The sequence below is a fragment of the Streptomyces sp. NPDC056734 genome (assembly GCF_042790455.1).
Classification (GTDB): Bacteria; Actinomycetota; Actinomycetes; order Streptomycetales; family Streptomycetaceae; genus Streptomyces.
Window position 1 is genome coordinate 327,529 of the sequence record NZ_JBHTZD010000002.1, and the last position, 16,074, is coordinate 343,602.

Sequence of the window (16,074 nt, forward strand, 5' to 3'; positions counted from 1 at the left end):
GCGCCCCTAGCCCGGCGTTGTGGCCTGGGCCAACTTCAAGGCGTAGTCGGGCCACCATTCGCCTGCCTTGGGGCCGCCCTTGCATTCGCCGTCTGATTCTCCTGGGCGTTTGACCCAGACGTAGGCGTCGACCAGGGGGTCGGCCGTGTCGGTCGTGGGGGTTTCGCCCAGGGCGCGGCCCGGGGGGTTGCACCAGCGTTCGCCGGGGTCGCCCTCGGTGTACGGGCCGTTGCCGTTGCGGCTGGTGTCGATGACGAAGGGCTTGTTGCCGATCTTCGCGGAGAGTTCCTTGCCGTAGGCGATGGAGTCGGCGGTGGTGTAGAAGTTCGAGACGTTCACCGAGAAGCCGTCGGCCTGGGCGACACCGGCGCGGTTCAGGGGGTCGAAGATCTGCTCCGGGTTGCCCCAGCCGGCATTGCCCGCGTCCAGGTAGACCTGGGTGGCGGGCAGGTTCCCGAGCTTGTCGATGGCGTAGGTGAGGAGGTCGTAGCGCTCCTCGTGGAACTCGCCGGGGGTGCAGCCGTCGACCAGGTGCAGTACCGCGTCGGGTTCCAGGACGACCGTCGCCGCGCGCGACTCGATGCCGGCGGCCACCCCGTCGATCCAGGAGCGGTAGGCGTTGCCGTCGGCCGCGCCGCCGCCCGAGTACTGGCCGCAGTCGCGGTGCGGGATGTTGTAGAGGACCAGCAGCGCCGTGCGGTCGGCCGCCGCGGCGGCCTCGGTGAAGCCACGGGCCTGGTCCTCGGGACTCTCCGGGCTGATCCACTCGCCGGTCGGATACTCGGCGATCTTGCGGATCTCGTCCGCCTCGGTCTGTTCGCCGTCCTTCTCGTAGGCCGCGACCTGGTCCGCCGCGTTGCTGTCCGGGTTGACCCAGAACGGGTCGGCACCCTTGGGCTGTTGGCTGATCCCCGAGTCCGGCTCGTCACCGTCGTCCCCCGACGAGCAACCCGCTATCAGCAGCGCCGCCCCCAGCGCCGCCGCGGGCGCGCGCAGTCGCCCCGCCCCCCTGCTGCCGTACATCCAGCTCCCCCTTGGGTGACTTCTCGTGTGCTCAATCCTGACATACGTCCCGGCACGGCCACGAGGGCGCCGATGGCGGCTGTCCCGGAGCTGTTACGGGGGCGGGGGTTCAGCGGGCCGTGCTCGTCAGGTACGCCGACACGATCACGTTCGCCGTGTAGCTGCGGGTCGCAGGGTCGAAGGTGCCGCCGCAGGTGATCAGGCGGAGTTCGGCGCGGCCCGACTCGCGGGGGCCGTACGCGCGCCGGGCGTCGAAGTCGTCGCGGGTGAGGACCTGGACGTCGTCGACGGTGAACTCCGCGACCTTGCCGTCGTCGCGGACCACCCTGATCCGTTCGCCGGGTTGCAGGGTGCTGACCTTGTAGAAGACGGCGGGGCGGGCCTCGGTGTCGACATGGCCCACCATCAGGGCGGTGCCCGCGGCGCCGGGCTTGGCGCCGGCCGCGTACCAGCCGACGGTGCCGGCCTGGTCGTAGGGCGGTGGGTCGATGGCGCCCGCCCGGTCCAGGCCGCGGGCGACGACGGGGGCCTGGACGCCGATGCCGGGGATGTCGAGGCGTTGCGGGCCGGCGTCGGCGAGGGGTGGGGCGGGTGGGGGCAGTTCGGCCTGGGCGGGGCGGCCCACGGCGGCCACATCGCCGGTGGTGGGGGCGGATATGCCCTCGCGCAGATCGGTCACCTCGCGGCCCCACAGCCAGAGCCCGAGCAGCAGCAGCGCCCAGGCCACGCCGGTCAGCAGCCGCCCGGTGCCGGGGGCGTGGTCACGTTCGGTCATGGTCGGGCCGTCTCACCGGGTCCGGCGGCTCTTGCGAGCGCCGCGCAGGATGACGGCCACGGCGGCGGCCCCGGCCAGCAGCAGACCGGTGATGGCGTGGGCGGTGCCGGGGCCCTCGCGGTCGGCGTCGGCAGCGGTGGTGGTGAGGTGGGCATGAGCCGAGGTGCCGCCGCCGCCCGCGCGGACGGGGGCGGTGGGTGAGGGGGGTGTGGAGGGGTGGGGGGCGGTGGCCGAGTCGGGGGCGGTGTCGGTACGGGTGCCGGTATCGGTACGGGTATCGGTGCCGGAGTCGGTATCGGTACGGCCGCCGGTGCCGGTGCCGGTGCCGGTGCCAGTGTCGGTGTCGGTGTCGGTGTCGGTGCCGGTGTCGGCTCTGTGTTCTGCCACCCGGATGTTGCCCCTCGCCGTGCGGTCGCCGCAGGTGATCCGCACGGCGTACGCGCCGACCTTCAGCGAGGTGCGGATCCGGGTCTCGCCGGTGACCGTCCCGCCGGAGCCGGTGAGCCGGGCCTCCGAGACGAACGCCGCCGAGACCGCGGTGGCCGTGCCGCCGTCGCAGCCGGTGAGCCGCAGGGCGATGTCGCCGCCCGGGGCCGGGCTCTCGGGGCTGACGGAGACGGTCCCACCGGTGTCCTCGGCGGCGTGGGCGGTGAGCGGGGTGAGGGCGGTGACAGCGGTCAGGAGTCCGGTACATAGCGTGAGGTGCAGGGAACCCATCGTGAACCTCCAGATATCTGGAGACTCCCCCGATCGGCCGGACCACGCATCCCCGCGCGGGGTCCGGCTGCTCCGAACGGGTTGTTTCCGGGCGTCCGGAGGTTTCGACGGGCGGCGTCGGCGCCGGTCAGATCAGGTCCACCAGGTCCGCGATGGACTCCACGACCTGCGACGGGCGGTAGGGGAACTCCTCGATCTGGTGCGGCCGGGTCAGACCGGTCAGCACCAGGAAGGTCCGCATCCCGGCCTCGATGCCCGCGAGGACGTCGGTGTCCATCCGGTCGCCGATCATCGCGCTGGTCTCGGAGTGGGCGCCGATGGCGTTGAGGCCGGTGCGCATCATCAGCGGGTTGGGCTTGCCCGCGAAGTACGGCTGCTTGCCGGTCGCCTTGGTGATCAGCGCGGCCACCGCGCCGGTCGCCGGGAGCGGGCCCTCCGCGGACGGGCCGGTCTCGTCCGGGTTGGTGCAGATGAACCGGGCCCCGTCGTTGATCAGCCGGACCGCCTTGGTCATGGCCTCGAAGGAATAGGTACGGGTCTCGCCGAGCACCACGTAGTCGGGCTCGTGGTCGGTGAGGATGTACCCGATGTCGTGCAGGGCCGTGGTCAGGCCCGCCTCGCCGATGACGTACGCCGAGCCGCCGGGGCGCTGGTCGTCCAGGAACTCGGCGGTGGCGAGCGCCGAGGTCCAGATGTTCTCCACCGGCACGTCCAGGCCCATGCGGGTCAGCCGGGCGTGCAGATCACGGGCCGTGTAGATGGAGTTGTTGGTGAGCACCAGGAAAGGCTTGCCCGACTCGCGGAGCTTCTTGATGAAGGCGTCGGCGCCGGGGATCGGCACCCCCTCGTGGATCAGCACTCCGTCCATGTCGGTGAGCCAGGACGCGATGCGCTTGCGGTCTGCCATGTGGGTCGATCACTCCTGGTGCGTAACGTCCCTGGGCGGGACGTGCCTGAACGGGGGCGCCGGAACCACGCCGTACCGACGCCCCCCAGGGTAATCAGGAAGTGATGATCCGGACCCCGTCGATCACCCGGTTCCGGTGTGGACGCTCAGCGTCGCCTGCGGGCGAGCAGCAGCGCGCAGCCGCCGGCGACGAAGGCCAGGGCGAGGGCGAGGGCCTGGCCCGGGGTGCCGAGGCCGGTGCTGGCGAGTTCGTCGGCGAGGGTGGTGCGGGTGCCGGGGGACGCGGTGGGGGTGGGGCTGGGGGTGGGGGGTGCGGGGGTGGGGGGTGTCCCCGGGCCGGCCTCGGCGCCGCCGCTGTCCGCCGTCTCCCCCGTACGCACCACGTGAAATCGGTACGCGTTCGACTGGCCCACCCAGTCGCCGTCGTCCCTCTGGCGCTGTACGACGGCGGCGGTGGCGGTGATGTCGTTGGGGGCGGTGTCGGCGGTGACCGACAGCCGTACCGTGACCCGGGCCGTACGACCGGCCCCGACCGTCAGTCCGGCGAAGTCCCGGGCCTCGAAGGGGGCGACCAGTTCGTCCGCGTCGGTCGTCTCGAACCGTACGGTGTGCGCTCGCCCGCCGTCGTGGAACTCCAGCCGTGGCTGGGCCGCCGTCAGCTTCCGTTCCTCGTCGACGAGGACGACGACCGGGTGGATGCCGGAGCAGGTGCGGTCGGTGGTGTTGGTGACGTCGACGTACCAGGTCCCGGGGGCGCCCCCGGCGGCGTAGGAGCCGGGGCCGCCGTGGATGCGGGTGGTGAGGGGGAAGTCACGGCCGCCGGGGTCGCCGCAGATGGGGGCGGGGGCGGCGGCGCGGGTGGGGGGAGCGGGGAACAGGACGGCAACGGCGGCGAGACAGAGGGCGGCGGGGGTGACCAGTCGCATGAACACATGACATGACGGGGGGAGGTGGCGGGGCCGGGCCGCCACTCCGGCGGGTCGGCGGGCGCCGCTCGATCAGCGCAGTGGAATTCCTCCGGGTGGATCAGCGGGGGTGCTCGGCAACGCGTGGCGGGGGTGCGGGCGGCTGCCCTCCCGACGGTCGCTGCCTCGGGCGCCGCCCGGTCACTCCCCCGGCCACCCGTCCGGTCGCCGCCACGGTCACCCGTCCGGTTGCCGCCTTGGTCGCCGCCCCGGCCACCCGTCCGGTTGCCGCCCCGGTCACCCGTCCGCGCGTCCGAACACCGGGGCCAGCAGGAGCTGTGCCGCGCCCTCGGCGACGCCCCGCTCCCCGCCGGGGGCGAGCCGTACGGGCACGGCGGTGTCGCCCCGGCTCTCCCGCCGGGCGCGGGCGTCGAGGACGTCCGCCACTCCCCGTACGAAGGTCTCCCCGGCGGCGGTGGCCGTCCGGCCGCCGAGCAGGACGAGGTCGATGTCGAGGAGCGCGACGAGGTTCGCGGCGCCGGCGCCGAGCACCCGGGCCGCCTCGGCCAGGTCGTCGCGGGCGACCGCCGCCAGGCACAGGGCCTCGACGCAGCCGCGGTCGCCGCAGGTGCAGGGCGGGCCGTCGAGCTGGAGGACCTGGTGCCCGAACTCCCCGGCGCCGGTGCGGGCGCCCCGGTGCACGGCGCCGCCGAGGACGAGTCCGGCACCGAGCCCCGTACCGAGATGGAGGTAGGCGAAGGAGCGGGCCGTGGTGTGGACGGCGAGGTGGAGGGCCGCCGTGTTGGTGTCCTTGTCCACGACGACCGGTACGCCGAGCCGTTCGGTGAGGGCGGCGCGCAGCGGGTAGCCGTCCCACTCGGGGAAGCCGGTGACGCGGTGCAGGATGCCACGGGTGTGGTCGAGCGGGCCGGGAAGGGCGACGCCGACACCCACCAGCCCCATGCCCCGGCCGGTACCCGGGGTTTCGCCCGAGGATTCGCCCGGGGTTTCGCCTGCGGTCTCCCCCGTCACCTCCGCCACGATCCGCTCCACCGCCGGGACCACCGCCTGCGCGCCCGCGCCCAGGTCCACCGGGCGGGAGGTCTCGCCGACCACGGCTCCGGTGAGGTCGACGAGGACGGCGCGCAGGGCGTCGCGGTCGAGGTGGACGCCGACGGCGTGTCCCGCGCCGGGCACCAGCCGCAGGACCGTGCGCGGTTTGCCGCCGGTGGAGCGGCGGTGCCCGGCCTCGGCGGCGAGGCCGTCGGCGCGCAGCCGGGCGGTGATCTTACTGACGGCCTGGGGGGTGAGGCCGGTGCGTTCGGCGAGCTTGATGCGGGTCATGCCGTCCGTGCCGGCGGTGCGCAGCAGGTCGAGGACGAGGGCGGTGTTGTGGCTGCGCAGGGCGGGGAGGTTGGCTCCCGCGCCGCCGAGTCCGTTCGCGCCGTCCATTGCGGTCACCGTCCTGCCGTCGTTCACCGCCCCATTCTCCCCCGCGCTTGCACTTTGGCAACAGCGTTGCCAAAGTGGACGGCATGACTGGTACGCCTGGTACGTCTGGAACTCCCCTCCGCGTCGGTCTCGTCGGCTATGGCCTCGCGGGCTCCGTCTTCCACGCCCCGCTGATCGCCGCGACCGAGGGGCTGGTCCTGGACACGGTGGTCACCTCCAGCCCGGAGCGGCGGGAGCAGGCCCGCGCGGAGTTCCCGGGCGTACGGACCCTGCGTACCGTGGACGAGTTGTTCGGCCGCGCCGACGAGCTGGATCTGATCGTCCTGGCCTCGCCGAACCGCACCCATGTGCCGCTGGCCACCGCCGCCCTGAAGGCGGGCCTGCCGGTCGTGGTGGACAAGCCGGTCGCCGGTACGGCGGCGGAGGCGCGCGGGCTGGCGGCGCTGGCGGACGAACGCGGACTGCTCCTGTCCGTCTTCCAGAACCGCCGCTGGGACAACGACTTCCGCACCCTGCGCAAGCTCCTCGCGGAGGGTGAGCTGGGCGAGATCTGGCGCTTCGAGTCCCGTTTCGAGCGCTGGCGCCCGCAGTTGAAGGGCGGCTGGCGGGAGTCCGGCGACCCGGCGGAGATCGGAGGTCTGCTGTACGACCTCGGCAGCCATCTCGTCGATCAGGCGCTGGTGCTGTTCGGCCCGGTCGCGTCGGTGTACGCGGAGTCGGACATCCGGCGCCCGGGGGCGCGTACGGACGATGACACCTTCATCGCGCTGACCCACACCGGCGGGGTCCGCTCCCACCTCTACGCGTCCGCGACGACGGCCCAGCTCGGCCCGCGTTTCCGGGTGCTGGGCTCGGCGGCCGGCTATGTGAAGTACGGCCTCGACCCGCAGGAGGCGGATCTGCGGGAGGGCAGACGCCCCGGCGGTACGGGTGACGCGGACGGCACGGGCGGCGCGTGGGGTGTGGAGCCGGAGGCTCTGTGGGGGCGGGTCGGCTCCGGGGAGTCACCGCTGACCGGCGGCGGCCGGCCCGAGCCGACCCTCCCCGGCGACTATCCCGCGTACTACGCGGCCATCGCCGCCGCCCTGCGCGACGGCGCCCCCAACCCGGTGACCGCGCCGGAGGCGGCTGCCGCCCTCGATGTCCTGGAGGCGGCCCGCCGTTCGGCCCGAGACGGATCGACGGTGACACTGTGACCCACGCCCACAACCGCCCGCACTCCTCGGCCAAGCCGTCCGCCAAGCCCCCCGTCAAGCCCTCCGTCAAGCCCTCCGTCAAGCCTTCGGTGGGCCCGAGGATCGCGCCGGAGCTGACGCCGAGCGTCGAGGAGCTGGAGGCACAGGAACGGCGCCTGGTCTTCCGTACCTTCACCGCCGACGACGCGTGGGCGCTGGGCACGCTGCTGGTGGAGATGGCCCGGGAGCGGCAGGCGCCGGTCGCGATCGACATCCACCGGTCCGGTCAGCAGCTCTTCCATGCCGCGCTGCCGGGTGCCACCCCGGACAATGACGCCTGGATCGCCCGCAAGCGGCGGGTGGTGGAGCGGTACGGTTCGGCGTCGTACCTGGTGGGCGCGCGCTTCCGGGCGAAGGGCACGACGTTCGAGGAGTCCTCCCGCCTGGACCCGGACCGGTACGCGGCCCACGGCGGCGCCTTCCCGATCACCGTGGCAGAGGTGGGCGTGATCGGCGCGGTAACGGTATCGGGCCTCCCCCAACTACAGGACCACAACTTCGTGGTGGAGGCCCTGGACCATTTCCTGACTGGTGGGGCCGAGGGCGCAACTGATCCCGCCGCCCAACACGAACGCAGGTAAGAAGGGGCGCGGGGAACTGCGCGACCAGCCCCCACGAACCCGCACCCGAACCAGCACCCGACACCGCACCCCGAGCGGAGCGCCTACGCGTCCTTGAATACCTGCCGCTGCCGCCCCAAGCCCCCAATTTCCAGCTCCACCACATCCCCGCCCCGCAGATACGGCTTCGGCTCGGGCCGCCCGAGCGCAACCCCCGCGGGCGTCCCGGTATTGATGACATCCCCGGGATACAGCGTCATGAAGTGACTGAGATACCGCACGACCTCCGCCACGCCGAAGATCTGCTCGGCCGTGGACCCGTCCTGCTGCAACTCCCCGTTGACCCACAGCCGCAGCGACAGCGCCTGCGGATCGGGCACCTCGTCGGCGGTCACCAGCCAGGGCCCGAGCGGATTGAACGTCTCGCAGTTCTTGCCCTTGTCCCAGGTACCGCCCCGCTCGATCTGGAACTCCCGCTCGGACACGTCGTGCGCCACCGCGTACCCCGCGACATGCGCGAGCGCCTCCTCGGCGGACTCCAGATAACGGGCCGTACGTCCGATGACCACGGCCAGTTCGACCTCCCAGTCGGTCTTCACCGACCGGCGCGGCACCAGCACGGTGTCGTGCGGGCCGACCACCGTGTCCGGCGCCTTGAAGAACACCACCGGCTCGCTGGGCGGCTCGGCGCCGGTCTCGCGGGCGTGGTCGTGGTAGTTGAGCCCGATGCACACGATCTTGCCGATCCGCCCGAGCGGCGGCCCGATCCGCAGCCCGTCCGCGTCCAGCACGGGCAGTTCACCGGCGTCGGCGGCGCTGCGGATCCGGCCGAGCGCGGCCTCGTCGGCGAGGAGCGCCCCGTCGATGTCGGGCACCAGCCCGGACAGATCCCGCAACACCCCACCGGTGTCGAGCAGCGCGGGCCGCTCCGCCCCGGCCGTACCGACTCGCAGCAGCTTCATGGTCACCATCTCCCTCGATCGCACGTCCGCCGCCGACGCATGCGGGCATCGATCATCGGAGGACTGGTTGATCCTCCAAGTTCCCGGTCCGCTCCGCAATACCTGGTTCATCCACTGGACCAGGGGCAGGTCCGCCGGTCCGGTCCGGTCCAGTCCGCCGGTCCGGTCCGCCGGTCCGGTCCGCCGGTCCCGTCAGCGGTACAGCACGGCCCGTTCGACGGCACCCCAGGCCGTGCTGGTGACCACGTACAGCGCGGCGGCCAGCGGTACGACGGCGACGGTCACCAGGGTGAAGAAGGACAGGAAGGGCATCACCTTGGTCATCGCGGCCACCCCCGGCACCGGCACATCCCCCGCGGGCAGCGGGGAGCGCTCGGCCATCATCCGCTTGGTGTGTACGTAACTGAACCCGGCGACCGCGGCCACCACCACGAACAGCCCCACGTAGACGAGCCCCGCCCCGCCGAGGACCCCGTCCGCGGCCAGCGCGTCGAACCAGCGGTCGCCGAGCGGCGCGGACAGCAGTTCGTGGGTGAGCAGTCGATTGGTCTCGCCGCCGAGGGAGGAGCTGGAGAAGAGGTGGTAGAGGAGGAAGAAGACGGGGATCTGGAGCAGCCCGGGAAGCAGTCCGGCCAGCGGCGACACCTTGGCCTCGGTGTGCAGGGCGAGCAGCGCGCGCCGAAGGCGCTCGGGGTCGCGCCGGTGCTTCTTGCGCAGCTCGGCGATCTTCGGCTGCAACGCGGTCCGTGCCTTCTGGCCACGGGCGGCGGCCCGGGACAGCGGGTGCACCAGCAGCCGTACGAAGAGGGTGATCAGGATGATCGCGGCGGCCGCCGCCGAGGCGTCGAACAGGGGCTGGAGCAGCTCCGCGAGCTGCTCGACAAGGCGTGCGAGAACGGACATGGGTGATCCCTCCGGGGGTCTGGGTCGAGTCGCGAGTGGGCGGCACGACGACCCGCGCGAGGGCACGGAGGGGTGGTGAGAAGGAGCTGAGCAGGAGCTGAGCAGGCGTGCCCTACGCGACGGCGGCCGTCGGCAGGGCGGCACCCGGCGCTCGGGGACGCGGACGCCCCTTGGCGTCGGGATCACGCTGGGGCAGGAAGGCCGTACGGCGTCTTCGGTCCCGTATGGCCGTACGCACCCGCGTCGGGGGTACGGCGGGTGCGCACCGCGCGCCGACCAGCGCGCAGACGGCGAGCGCGGACCCGGCCGTGGCGGTGGCGGCGAGGGCGACCGTGGCGAAGAGCCCGCCGGCGTCGGGCAGCACGAGCGGGAGAACGGGCAGGAGCAGCAGCAGCGGAAGCGAGACGAGGACGGCAGGACGACGAACGAGACGAGCGAGACGAGCGAGACGAGCGAGACGAGCGAGACGAACGAGACGAACGAGACGAGCGAGACGAGCGAGACGAACGAGTTGAACGAGTTGAACGAGTTGGATGAGTTGGATGAGACGAACGAGAAGGATGCCGCGGATGACATGGATGCCACGCATCACACGCATGAGGTGCACCGGCCCCTCCCCCCCTCTCGCGTCGTCCGCTTCGTGTTCGTGCAGCCGTCGTCGTCTACACCGGGCCCGTCTCGATCGGCTCCAGCAGCCGCTTGGGTTGGAGCAGGGCGCGGCCGACAGGGTCCGCCGGATCCGGGTCGAGTCCCGGGCCGGGCACCATCTCAACGTCCGGGACGGGCACGACAGTTCCGCAGGCGGCACATTCGCCGTACGAGCCGATTTCGGTACCGCAGGCGGCGTGCCGGAAGAGGCGCAGGGTCTGCTGGTCGTAGTGCTCCACGCCCCAGCGGCCGAGGGAGCGCACGACCGGCCACAGGGCGATGCCGCGATCGGTGAGGACGTACTCGTCGCGCGGCGGTGACTGCTGGTACCGGCGCTTCTCCAGGATCCCGTCCGCGGTCAGCGCCTGGAGGCGGGCGGCGAGGACGGCCCGGGGGATGCCGAGGTGGACGAGGAAGTCGTTGTAGCGCCGGACGCCGTAGAGGGCGTCGCGGATCACCAGCAGGGTCCAGCGCTCGCCGACGGCCTCCAGGGCGCGGGCGATCGTGCACTGCTGGGTGGCGTAGTCCTTGCCGAGAGCCATGGCCCCACTGTAGCCAATTTCCCTCCCCTTGGTTCAATGACCGAACCTAGCGGTGCTACCGTCACGCCATGCATAGGTTCAGTGAACGAACCCAAGAGCGGGCGTCGACGGCATCACCGGCCACCGCCCCGAACCCCCGGGCCACCCTCGCCGTCACGAGCGCCGCGACCGCCCTGGCCCTGATGACGTACACGGCCCCGATGGTGACGCTCGCCGACACCGCCGCCGCGCTGCACACCACGCCGAGCGCGCAGGCATGGCTGCTGAACGGCATGCCGCTGGGCCTCGCGGCGCTCCTCCTGATCGCCGGCACCCTCGCGGACGACCACGGGCGCCGCCGGATCTTCCTGCTGGGCACCCTGGCCCTCGGCCTGACCACCGCGCTGGGCGCGCTCACGACCACGACCTGGCAGTTCACGCTGGCGCGGGTGGCGCAGGGCGCGGCGAGCGCGGCGGTACTGGCCAGCGCGCTGGGCCTGATCGCGCACGCGTTCCCGGACCCTCGGGGCCGGGTGCGGGCGACGGGCGTGTGGGGCGCGTTCGTGAGCGGCGGCATCGCGCTGGGCCCGCTGCTGAGCGGGGCGCTGCCCGACTGGCGCGGGGCGTACGTGGTACTGGGCGCGGCGGCGCTGGTGGTGGCGGGACTGGGCACCCGTACGCTCATGGAGTCCCGTTCGCCCAGGGGCGCGCGGCCGGATGTGCTGGGCGCGGTGACCTTCGCGCCGGCGCTGGTGGCGCTGGTGGCGGCGTTGACGCTGGGCCGGGACGGCTGGCTGCGGGCGCCGGTGGGGTGGCTGCTGCTGGCGTCGGTGGTGCTGGTCGGGGTGTTCGGGTGGGTGGAACGCCGGTCGCGGGCCCCCATGATCGACCTGTCCCTGCTGCGCAGTCCCCGCTTCCTGGCGTCGTCCGCCGGGGGGCTGTTCATGGGGCTGGCGGTGATCGGCCTGTTCAGTTTCCTGCCGACGGTGCTGCAAATCGGTCTGGGGCTGTCGCCGCTGGCGACGGCGTGGCTGTTCCTGGTGTGGGCGGGTCTGGCGTTCGTGGTGGCGTTGCAGACGCGGCGGCTCGCGGGCCGGGTCTCCTCCCGCCACCAATTGACCCTGGGCTTCGCCCTGCACCTGACCGGCGTCCTGACCATGCTCGGCGCCCTGGACTCCGGCTCCTGGCCGCGCCTGCTCCCCGGCCTGGTCCTCAGCGGCATCGGCACCGGCCTGCTCAACGCCGCGCTGCCGCTGCTGGCGGTGCAGTCGGTACCGGCGACGCGGGTGGCGATGGGTTCGGGCGCGCAGCAGACGTTCCGGTACGTCGGTTCGTGCGCGGGCGTGGCCCTGACCATCGCGGTCGCGACGAGCCCGGGGGGCGGGACGGACCTGGCGCTGGTGGTGTCGGCGGGGTTGGCGGGGGTGGGGGCGGTGGGGGTGACGTTGGCGGGGTGAGGTGGGGTGAGGTGGTATGGGATGGGGGTGGGGTGGGCGTGAGGCGGGGGCCCCTCGGGAGGGCACCCCCACCTCCCCGGGCCACCTTCCGCACCTGCCCCCCGCCATGTCACCCCTCGGCAGTACGGTGTCACCCATGCGCCCCGACACGCCTGCCGAGAACGTCGACCACCCTGCCGAGGCGGCCCGCCTGGAGCGAACCGCCGACCTGTATCCGGAGGACGCCGAGGCCCTGTTGCTGCGGGCCGCCGCCCACCGCGAACTGTCCGGCGACCGCCCCGCCGCGACCGCCCTCTACGACCGTCTGCTGTCCGCCGACGGCCCGTTGGACACCCCGCATCTGGTCCGGGCGCTCAAGGCGTCGAACCTGTGGGAGTACGGCCATGAGGCGGAGGCCAGGGCGATCATCGAGGGCCTGCGGGCGGCGGCACCGGGGGACCCGGCGGCGTGGGTGATCGTCGCGGAGTCCCTGGAGTCGCACGACGAGCTGGAGTCGGCGCAGGAGACATTCACGCAGGGTGTGAAGGCCCTGGTGGCCGACGCCGAGCACCCTCCGGTGGCCGCCCACCCCCTCTTCTTCGGCCGGCACCGGGTCCGCCGCATGCTGGGCCTGCCGCACGACGACTGGGACATCCTGGCGGACAGCCTGCACTCGATGCCGATCACCCTGGACGAGCTGCACGACCCCAAGCGAGTCTGGTCTTTGGGCTCCGACAACCCGGCGGAGCTGGAGGCCGAGATCTCCCGCCTGCGCGCGGAACTCGGCGCCTACCGCGAGGCGCTGTCCCGCCCGTACCCGGTCGCCGTCCTGCACTGGCCGGCCCCCGAACTGACCGAACTCCTCGCCGCGTACCCCGCCCTGGAGTCGGAGTACCCCTCCCACGGGACCCACCTCGCGACCATAGAGTCCTCCCTCCGCGAACTCGCCGCCTCCGGCACCCCCAACCTCGGCATCGTCACCGGCACGGTCCCGTCCTACGAGGCCTTCGCCGCCTCGGAGTCCACGTCCCCTTCCGACCCGACGCTCCTTCCCCAGTACGCCACGACCCTCGCCGCCCGGGGGCGCGCGGTGGCCTGGCCGCCGGGGCGGGGGGTGGGGTGTTGGTGTGGGGTGGGGAAGGGCTATGGGGAGTGCCATGGGGTGGGCTGACTCCGTGATGGAATCGATCCTTGGCCGTTGGTCGGACGGATCGACCGATCCGCATGGATCCGGCCGAACGAACCGGCGACCAGGTCAGAGAACCGAGTCACGATCGTGAGGCACAAGCGTCTTGACCACGATGAAGCCGTTGTCCCCCGCGGTCTCGGCCCGTATGAGCAAGCAAGCCAGCAAGGACACGGCTTGCGAGTTGGCGGTCCGCAGCCTGCTGCACGCGGCGGGACTGCGCTATCGCGTCGAGTATCCGGTGCCGGGCATGGCACGACGCCGTATCGATGTGGCCTTCACCTCGGTCAAGGTCGCCGTCCTGATCGACGGGTGCTTCTGGCACGGTTGCCCCGAGCACGCCACACGGCCGAAGTCGAACGCCGAGTGGTGGCGTAAGAAGCTGGACCGCAACATCGAACGCGATGTGGAGACGACCGAGCATCTCACCGCGGCAGGGTGGAAGGTTCTGCGGTTCTGGGAGCACGAGACGCCGGAGGATGTGGCCTTGCGCGTCGCGGCGGCGGTCGAACGACGAAGGACCCAAAAGAAACGGGGAAGCGGATGAAGGCACTGACCTTCGTGGACATGTGCTCGGGGGCGGGAGGGCTCGCCCTGGGGCTGGAACGGGCCGGTTTCGAGCCAAGGCTGTTGTTGGACGAGGACGCCGACGCCTACCGAACCCTGAAGACCAACCGGGAGCACTGGAACGTACTCCGGGCGGACCTGCTGGATTTCGATCCGGGCAATCATCAGGAGAGCTACGACGTGGACCTGCTGTCCGCAGGGCTGCCTCGGGTGAAGTCCAACGCCACGGCGGCCCGGGCCGAGTCCGGCCAGGAGGAAGAACTGCTGAGGGCGGCCGTCTATCTCGCCCACGCGGTCACGCCCAGGGCGTTGCTCATCGAGAATGTACCCACGCTCGCGGACTCGGAGAGGTTCCGCGACTTTCGCGAGTTCGCCCGCGCCGAACTGGAGCACCTCGGTTACGAGTTCAGTTGGTTCGTCCTCAACGCGGCCGACTTCGGGGTGCCCCAGGACCGCAAGCAAGGCGTTCTGGTGGCGATCAAGAAGCGGTGGTTCCCGTCGTTCCGCCCCCCGGTCCCGACCGTGACCGAGCATGTGTCGGTCGGGACGGCGCTGGCCCCTTCCATGGGGGCACGTGGCTGGCGGGACGCCGCGCGTTGGGCGGCCCAGGCAACCACCGTGGCACCGACACTCGTCGGTGGCTCGAAGAACCGCGGTGGGGCGGACCTGGGACCTGCCGGGTCGAAGCGTAAGTGGGAGAAGTTGGGTGTCAACGCCCACTCACTCGGAAACGAGATCCCAGGGGCGGACTTCGTGTGGGCGCCGGAGCTGGGCAAAGAGGGCATGGTGCGGCTCACCGTGGACCAGACGGCTCTTGTGCAGAGCTTTCCGACGGACTGGGTGATCACCGGAAAGAAGACTGCTCGGTATCGGCAGGTCGGCCACGCCTCCCCTCCGCCGGTGGGCGAGGCACTGGGCCGAGCCGTCGCCCGAGCGCTCCGCTCCTGAACGGAGAACGGCCAGGTCGGAGCGACGATAGTGGGCTATTGACCGACCACCCGCCGACGGCGCGGGCGCGTCACCCCACGGCTACACTTCCACCTCATGACTCCAGCACCACATCGGGACGCAGAACAGGACGAACCGGTCATCGTGGATCTTTTCGCGGGGCCGGGAGGACTGGACATCGCGGCCGAGGTGCTCGGTGTGCCCACCATCGGCGTCGAATGGGAGGCATCGACCCGCGCGACCCGGCGAGCTGCCGGCCTGCGCACCACCGAAGTCCGTGACGTGGCCATGGTGAACCCGCTCGACCGCGAGGTCAGCGCGGCTCGCGTCCTCACCGGAGGCCCTCCCTGCCAGACCTACTCGGTGGCGGGAAACCGCGAGGGGCATCAGGCGCTCGAAGAGGTGAAAGACCTGGCCCAGCGAGTGGGCGAGAGCGAGACCGTCGCCGATCTGGAACGAGCCTGGGCAGAGGTCGATCGAAGAGCGGAAGAGCTGTCGTGGACCGACGAACGCACCGGGCTCGTTCTCCAGCCCCTCCGGTGGATCGTCGAGAAGAAGCTCAAGGCCGATCCGTACGAGGCAGTGGTGCTCGAACAGGTGCCCACCGTGCTGCCCGTCTGGAGGAAGTACCGCGACATCCTGCGCGAGCTGGGGTACGACGCCGACTGCCACATCCTGCACACCGAGGAGTACGGGGTGCCGCAGACGCGTCGCCGCGCGGTGCTGATCGCCCGTCACCGCGGAACCGGAGGCCGCAGCCTTGAGTTCCCGTCTCCGACTCATCAGCGCTATCGCAAGGGAGCCGTACGCCTCCCCGTCGTCCCCGAGCGCGTGGCACCGACCGGTGCAGTCCAACAGGATGTGATCTTCGAGAATCCGCTCGGCGCGCCCCGCCCTCGGGACCCATGGGTCTCCATGGGTGACGCGCTCAAGGACTCGCGATCCACCGAATTCGTCGTCCGTTCCAACTACGGGTCGGGAGGCGACCCCGAGAAGCGAGGGCTGCGTACCTCCGAAGCCCCGGCCGCCACCGTCACCGGCAAGGTCAGCCGCAATCGGGTCTTCGATCTCAAGGGCCACGACTCGGACGGCGAGCCCGAGCTGGGTCCGGAGCAGGAGCGCTTCACCCTGCGTGAGGCCGGCCTCCTGCAGACATTCCCGGCCGAGTACCCCTGGCGGGGCACCGACATCGCGCAGCAGATCGGCAACGCGATCCCCCCGCTCCTCGCCGTACACATCCTGTGCACCGCGTTGAAGCTGGACGACCTACGCAAGGCACGAGCCGTCAAGGCGCTGAGGACCTGGAGCCCTCCGGTCCAGTACGTCTAG

Annotated in this window: 17 protein-coding genes; 7 read left to right on the plus strand and 10 right to left on the minus strand. The window is 71.9% G+C overall.

Going from position 1 to position 16,074, the window contains the following annotated elements:
* Positions 1 to 6: 6 nt before the first annotated feature.
* The 6 genes from ACFRFC_RS03470 to ACFRFC_RS03495 all read right to left on the minus strand — a co-directional run bounded on the left by ACFRFC_RS03470 (position 7) and on the right by ACFRFC_RS03495 (position 5,779).
* Positions 7 to 1,023, minus strand: coding sequence for a glycoside hydrolase family 6 protein (locus tag ACFRFC_RS03470; protein WP_382681477.1), 1,017 nt, complete (start codon positions 1,021 to 1,023; stop codon positions 7 to 9).
* Positions 1,024 to 1,132: 109 nt separating this feature from the next.
* On the minus strand, positions 1,133 to 1,798 hold the full coding sequence (locus tag ACFRFC_RS03475) for a class F sortase (protein WP_382681476.1): 666 nt from the start codon (positions 1,796 to 1,798) through the stop codon (positions 1,133 to 1,135).
* A 12-nt stretch (positions 1,799 to 1,810) separates the two neighbouring features.
* A complete protein-coding gene (locus ACFRFC_RS03480) occupies positions 1,811 to 2,515 on the minus strand; it encodes a hypothetical protein (RefSeq protein WP_382681475.1) in 705 nt (234 codons plus the stop codon).
* A gap of 127 nt (positions 2,516 to 2,642) precedes the next feature.
* On the minus strand, positions 2,643 to 3,422 hold the full coding sequence (locus ACFRFC_RS03485) for an HAD-IIA family hydrolase (protein ID WP_382681472.1): 780 nt from the start codon (positions 3,420 to 3,422) through the stop codon (positions 2,643 to 2,645).
* Between the two features lie 146 nt (positions 3,423 to 3,568).
* Complete coding sequence (locus ACFRFC_RS03490; RefSeq protein WP_382681470.1) at positions 3,569 to 4,348, minus strand: hypothetical protein; 780 nt, start codon at positions 4,346 to 4,348, stop codon at positions 3,569 to 3,571.
* A 276-nt stretch (positions 4,349 to 4,624) separates the two neighbouring features.
* The gene (locus ACFRFC_RS03495) at positions 4,625 to 5,779 is read right to left on the minus strand and encodes an ROK family protein (protein ID WP_382682070.1); all 1,155 of its coding nucleotides are present in this window, start codon (positions 5,777 to 5,779) and stop codon (positions 4,625 to 4,627) included.
* An 83-nt stretch (positions 5,780 to 5,862) separates the two neighbouring features.
* Here ACFRFC_RS03495 and ACFRFC_RS03500 point away from each other — a divergent pair, with 83 nt between their 5' ends.
* Positions 5,863 to 6,975 (plus strand): Gfo/Idh/MocA family oxidoreductase, encoded by a 1,113-nt coding sequence (locus ACFRFC_RS03500; RefSeq protein ID WP_382681468.1) that lies wholly within the window; start codon positions 5,863 to 5,865, stop codon positions 6,973 to 6,975.
* An 89-nt stretch (positions 6,976 to 7,064) separates the two neighbouring features.
* The gene (locus ACFRFC_RS03505) at positions 7,065 to 7,595 is read left to right on the plus strand and encodes a heme-degrading domain-containing protein (protein ID WP_382682068.1); all 531 of its coding nucleotides are present in this window, start codon (positions 7,065 to 7,067) and stop codon (positions 7,593 to 7,595) included.
* Positions 7,596 to 7,678: 83 nt separating this feature from the next.
* On the opposite strand, the gene ACFRFC_RS03510 is transcribed toward ACFRFC_RS03505, so the two are convergent.
* The 4 genes from ACFRFC_RS03510 to ACFRFC_RS03525 all read right to left on the minus strand — a co-directional run bounded on the left by ACFRFC_RS03510 (position 7,679) and on the right by ACFRFC_RS03525 (position 10,629).
* Positions 7,679 to 8,536 (minus strand): fumarylacetoacetate hydrolase family protein, encoded by an 858-nt coding sequence (locus ACFRFC_RS03510; protein WP_382681466.1) that lies wholly within the window; start codon positions 8,534 to 8,536, stop codon positions 7,679 to 7,681.
* Between the two features lie 192 nt (positions 8,537 to 8,728).
* A complete protein-coding gene (locus tag ACFRFC_RS03515) occupies positions 8,729 to 9,439 on the minus strand; it encodes a YidC/Oxa1 family membrane protein insertase (RefSeq protein WP_382681463.1) in 711 nt (236 codons plus the stop codon).
* A gap of 112 nt (positions 9,440 to 9,551) precedes the next feature.
* Positions 9,552 to 9,833, minus strand: coding sequence for a DUF6412 domain-containing protein (locus ACFRFC_RS03520; protein WP_382682065.1), 282 nt, complete (start codon positions 9,831 to 9,833; stop codon positions 9,552 to 9,554).
* A 268-nt stretch (positions 9,834 to 10,101) separates the two neighbouring features.
* The gene (locus tag ACFRFC_RS03525; protein ID WP_382681459.1) at positions 10,102 to 10,629 is read right to left on the minus strand and encodes a winged helix-turn-helix transcriptional regulator; all 528 of its coding nucleotides are present in this window, start codon (positions 10,627 to 10,629) and stop codon (positions 10,102 to 10,104) included.
* 68 nt (positions 10,630 to 10,697) lie between these two features.
* Here ACFRFC_RS03525 and ACFRFC_RS03530 point away from each other — a divergent pair, with 68 nt between their 5' ends.
* The 5 genes from ACFRFC_RS03530 (at position 10,698) to ACFRFC_RS03550 (ending at position 16,074) form a co-directional block, all read left to right on the plus strand.
* On the plus strand, positions 10,698 to 12,065 hold the full coding sequence (locus ACFRFC_RS03530) for an MFS transporter (RefSeq protein WP_382681458.1): 1,368 nt from the start codon (positions 10,698 to 10,700) through the stop codon (positions 12,063 to 12,065).
* A 136-nt stretch (positions 12,066 to 12,201) separates the two neighbouring features.
* The gene (locus ACFRFC_RS03535) at positions 12,202 to 13,215 is read left to right on the plus strand and encodes a hypothetical protein (RefSeq protein WP_382681456.1); all 1,014 of its coding nucleotides are present in this window, start codon (positions 12,202 to 12,204) and stop codon (positions 13,213 to 13,215) included.
* Between the two features lie 163 nt (positions 13,216 to 13,378).
* The gene (locus ACFRFC_RS03540; protein ID WP_382681454.1) at positions 13,379 to 13,777 is read left to right on the plus strand and encodes a very short patch repair endonuclease; all 399 of its coding nucleotides are present in this window, start codon (positions 13,379 to 13,381) and stop codon (positions 13,775 to 13,777) included.
* Positions 13,774 to 14,745 (plus strand): DNA cytosine methyltransferase, encoded by a 972-nt coding sequence (locus ACFRFC_RS03545; RefSeq protein ID WP_382681451.1) that lies wholly within the window; start codon positions 13,774 to 13,776, stop codon positions 14,743 to 14,745. The genes ACFRFC_RS03540 and ACFRFC_RS03545 overlap by 4 nt, the downstream gene beginning before the upstream one ends.
* A 96-nt stretch (positions 14,746 to 14,841) precedes the next feature.
* Complete coding sequence (locus tag ACFRFC_RS03550; protein ID WP_382681448.1) at positions 14,842 to 16,074, plus strand: DNA cytosine methyltransferase; 1,233 nt, start codon at positions 14,842 to 14,844, stop codon at positions 16,072 to 16,074.